The organism is Bradyrhizobium sp. (assembly GCF_049581145.1).
Taxonomy (GTDB): Bacteria; Pseudomonadota; Alphaproteobacteria; order Rhizobiales; family Xanthobacteraceae; genus Bradyrhizobium.
In genome coordinates, this window is sequence record NZ_JBAURI010000507.1 from 1 (window position 1) to 4359 (window position 4359).

Sequence of the window (4359 nt, forward strand, 5' to 3'; positions counted from 1 at the left end):
GCCGGGACCCATACCGGGTGATCTGTCAATAAAGTCGAATGGCAGACGCCTTGCGCAACAATGAACGCCTGTGGTTGTGGGTCCCGGCCTTCGCCGGGACGACGAGCGAAGCGTGTGGCGCGTCACGACCGGAACAGCCTGGTATATTGGGTCTCGTGGCGGAGGCTTGAGAGATCGGCGCGAAAGGTGGCGCTGCCGAGATCGTCAAGCGTGGCCAGCAACGCGCGGCCGGCGGTGGCGGCGACGACCGGCTCCAGTGACGCCAGCACGCGCTGGCTGTCGGTCTGGCCCAGTGGAACAAGCCTACTGCCGGCGGAAATCCAGTTCGAGGCCAGGGCATGCAGGAAGGCGTGCAGCGTCGGCGCCAGCGGTATGCCATGCGCGGCGCTGACGATACCAACCGCGACGGGATAGACGATCGTCCCGCCGCAACTCGCGATCAAGAGGTCGAGGCCGTCATAGCTCCATGCGGCGCGCGCAATCTCGATGAAAGCGCGCCCTTGCGTGGTGGTCTCAAGCTGCCGCTCGCGCGAGGGCACGTAGGCCGCGGCGAGCTCGGCGATCTCGCGCAAAACACCATCATCGCCCGTCTCCGCCGCGCGATGCGCCTGCGCCAGGAACACGCCGTCGCAGAACCCGGACCCATCCGCGAGCAGCGCGGCCAGCCACCCCCGCAACGATACTGCATCACTGATATCGCCTGCTTCCACGGCCCATTCGATACCGCTGGAATAGGCGAAAGCGCCGACCGGGAACGACGGCGACAGCCACGTCAGCAGCCGGTACAGCGCCCCAGCTTCAGCGTTCGTCATGCCGCTCCGGTCCAGGATCGACTGCGGCTCATTTGTGGTCATGAGCATGGGAATGACCATGGTGATGCTCATGCTCGCCATGCTCACCATGGCGATGATGGACGTGATCGTCGTGATGACCGTGTTCGTGCGCATGATCATGCGTGGCGTGAGCATGACCCGGGTGCTGCTCATGCACATGGCCCGGCGCTGCGCCGGCATAGGCGCCGCCTTCGGGATCGAACGGCGCCTCGATCTCGATCACGCGCGCACCGAGCCCTTTCACCATCGCCTCGATCACGTGATCGCGCCGAATCCGCAGAGCTTTCGGCATGAGCTGCGTCGGCAGGTGGCGGTTGCCGAGATGCCAGGCGAGGCGGATCAGATGATGCGGGTCGGCGCCGCGGATCTCGGCGAGCGGCTCGGGCGCGGCCACGACCTCGACAAGCCGGGCGTCCTCGAGCACCAGCGCATCGCCGCTGCGCAGCGCGATGGCGTTTTCGAGATCGAGTACGAACTGCAATCCGCGCGTGCCCGTCATCGCCATGCGCCGGCGGTGGCGATCGTCGAAATCGAGCACCACCGTATCGGCCGGCGCGTCTTTCCAGCGATGCTGCGGCCTGACATCTGTCGCGCGGATCATCGGAATCCTCTCAAAACGTCTCGACGTGGCCGTCGCTGATGATCTCGATCACGGTCGGGCTGACCTTCAGCGGCGCAGAATACTCCCGCCACACCTTCATGTGCGACGCCTTGGCATGGGCGGTGAGGTCCTCACGGCTTTCCCAGCGCTCCACCACGACGAACAGATTAGGGTCGTTGATGCTGGTGTGGCTTTCGTAGGCCAGGCAGCCCTTCTCCTTGCGGGTCTCGGCGATACAGTCCTTGGCGCCCTTGATAAAGGCCTCGCGGCATTCCGACTTCACCTGGGTGGTGGCGACGACATAGATCATGGCGTTGTTCTCCCTTTTCTCGTCGTTCAGCGCACCTCGACCTTCTCGGGCGTGATGATTTCGATCTTGGGCGGCGCCGCGAAGCATTTCACGGCAACGCGGCCGAAGGTCTTCATATGCTCCGCACTCCGGTGCGGCACCAGCGCGTCGGCATTGTCCCACTGCTCGACGAACACCATTCTTTCGGGATCTGTGACGCTCTCATGCAAATCATAGGCAATATTGCCGGCTTCCTTGCGGGTCGCCTTGATGCAGTCGGTCGCGGCGGCGATGAATTCGGCACGGGTCTCAGGTTTTACGGTCAGCGTGGCAACGACGTAGATCACGGTATCCTCCCGGGCGTTTCTGGACGCTTCTGTTCTGGTCTGTTTCTGGTCTGCTTCGGCTCTCAAGCCGAAAGGACCTTAGCGCAGAAGCGCGAGCAAACGCAAAGCGGCGCCTGCTCCTGCCGCGCGCCTCAGTACATGAAATACCGCTGCGCCAAAGGCAGCACCTCGGCGGGTTCGCAGGTCAGGAGTTCGCCGTCGGCGCGGACTTCGTAGGTCTCCGGATCGACCTCGATCCTGGGCGTAGCGTCGTTATGGATCATGCTCTTCTTGGAAATCTTGCCGCGGGTGTTTTGCACCGCGTAGAGTGCCTTGCTGATACCGAGCTGCCGGGCCAGGCCCGCCGTGACCGCCGCCTTCGAGGTGAAGATCACCGAGGAGGCCGTCAACGACTTGCCGTAGGCTGCGAACATCGGCTGGTAGTGCACCGGCTGCGGGGTTGGGATCGAGGCGTTCGGATCGCCCATCGGAGCTGCCACGATCGAGCCGCCCTTGATGATCAGATCCGGTTTGACGCCGAAGAAGGCCGGAGACCACAGCACGAGATCGGCAAGCTTGCCCTTCTCCACCGAGCCGATCAGTTTCGACACGCCATGAGCGATCGCGGGGTTGATGGTGTACTTGGCGATGTAGCGCTTGACCCGGAAATTGTCGTTGCCGCTCTTGTCCTCCGGCAACGCGCCGCGCTGCTTCTTCATCTTGTCCGCGGTCTGCCAGGTACGGATGATGACCTCGCCGAGGCGGCCCATGGCCTGGGAATCCGACGACATCATCGAGAGCGCGCCGAGATCGTGCAGGATGTCTTCTGCCGCAATGGTCTCTTTCCGGATGCGGCTTTCGGCGAAGGCCAGATCCTCGGCAATCGAGGGGTCGAGATGGTGGCACACCATCAGCATGTCCAGATGCTCGTCGATGGTGTTGCGGGTGAACGGCCGCGTCGGATTGGTCGAGGACGGCAGCACGTTCTTCAAGCCGGCGATCTTGATGATGTCGGGTGCGTGCCCGCCGCCGGCGCCTTCGGTATGGAAGGCATGGATGGTGCGGCCCTTGAAGGCCTTGATGGTATCCTCGACGAAGCCGGATTCGTTCAGCGTATCGGAATGCAGCATCACCTGGACGTCGTAATCGTCGGCGACCGCAAGACAGTTGTCGATCGCGGCCGGCGTGGTGCCCCAATCCTCGTGCAGCTTCAGCGCGCAGGCGCCGGCCTTGACCATCTCGACCAGCGCCGCCGGGCGCGACGCGTTGCCCTTGCCGGAAATGCCGAGATTGACCGGGAACGCGTCGAACGACTGGATCATGCGCCCCATGTGCCACGGCCCCGGCGTGCAGGTGGTGGCGAAGGTGCCGTGCGACGGGCCGGTGCCGCCGCCCAGCATCGAGGTGACGCCGCTCATCAGGGCGTGTTCGATCTGCTGCGGACAGATGAAATGGATGTGGCTGTCGAATCCCCCGGCGGTGAGAATCTTGCCTTCGCCCGCGATCACATCGGTGCCGGGACCGATCACGATGGTCACATTGGGCTGGATGTCGGGATTGCCCGCCTTGCCGATGGCGCTGATCATGCCCTCCTTGATCGCGACGTCAGCCTTGACGATGCCCCAATGGTCGACGATCAGCGCGTTGGTGATGACGGTGTCGACCGCGCCCTGCTTGTTGGTCGCCTGCGACTGCCCCATGCCGTCGCGGATCACCTTGCCGCCGCCGAATTTCACCTCCTCGCCATAGGTCGTGAAATCCTTTTCCACCTCGATGATGAGATCAGTGTCGGCGAGCCGCACCTTGTCGCCGGTGGTCGGGCCGAACATGTCGGCATAGACGGAACGTTTGATCTTCACGGACATTTCGACACCAGCTTCCCTACCACGTTTGATCCTAATGGCTTGCTTTCAGGTGGACGAGGTCCGCGCAGACGACGGCTTGTCGCCGCCGTTTCTCATAGCGTGCCTCTGGCTTTCGTCACAGCTTCGTCAAAGGTCCGGTCGAGCCAAACGTTGCCGCCGCGACAGCCCGCAACGACCTGCTCGGCCCAGGCGACGTAGTCCATCAGTTCCACGCGCTGCAGCAGGCTCGGCTCGAAGAAGACGCGGGCGCGAACGTTCGAGATCTTGTCGGCGATCTTGATCAGCTTGGCACCCATCGACTTTTTCGGCGCCTCGATGACCTGAAGCCGCCGCCGTTCATCCTTCGAAAGCGCCATGTCGTCGGTCACCTCTTCGACGAGGCCAGTGACGCGCGAGCCGAAGCGCAGCGCGAGCTCTTCCTGCGTCGAGTCGGTGTCCTCGAGTG

The 4359-nt window shown here is 63.5% G+C and carries 5 protein-coding genes and 1 pseudogene; all 6 read right to left on the bottom strand.

All coding sequences use genetic code 11. The annotated features are described in order from the left end of the window. Positions 1-122: 122 nt before the first annotated feature. Positions 123-860 carry an urease accessory protein UreF gene (locus WCB02_RS16750; protein ID WP_423959650.1) on the bottom strand — a complete coding sequence of 246 codons (738 nt, stop codon included), beginning with the start codon at positions 858-860 and terminating at the stop codon, positions 123-125. Next, positions 841-1434 (bottom strand): urease accessory protein UreE, encoded by a 594-nt coding sequence (locus WCB02_RS16755; RefSeq protein WP_423959645.1) that lies wholly within the window; start codon positions 1432-1434, stop codon positions 841-843. Before WCB02_RS16755 ends, WCB02_RS16750 begins: the two co-directional genes overlap by 20 nt. 10 nt (positions 1435-1444) lie before the next feature. Further along, on the bottom strand, positions 1445-1744 hold the full coding sequence (locus WCB02_RS16760) for a putative quinol monooxygenase (RefSeq protein ID WP_423959646.1): 300 nt from the start codon (positions 1742-1744) through the stop codon (positions 1445-1447). 26 nt (positions 1745-1770) lie between these two features. Next, positions 1771-2070: a putative quinol monooxygenase gene (locus tag WCB02_RS16765; RefSeq protein WP_423959647.1), complete on the bottom strand. Its 300-nt coding sequence runs from the start codon at positions 2068-2070 to the stop codon at positions 1771-1773. Between the two features lie 131 nt (positions 2071-2201). Beyond that, complete coding sequence (ureC, locus tag WCB02_RS16770; protein WP_423959649.1) at positions 2202-3914, bottom strand: urease subunit alpha; 1713 nt, start codon at positions 3912-3914, stop codon at positions 2202-2204. A 92-nt stretch (positions 3915-4006) separates the two neighbouring features. After that, positions 4007-4359: pseudogene (locus WCB02_RS16775) on the bottom strand (phosphohydrolase); the annotation flags it as partial.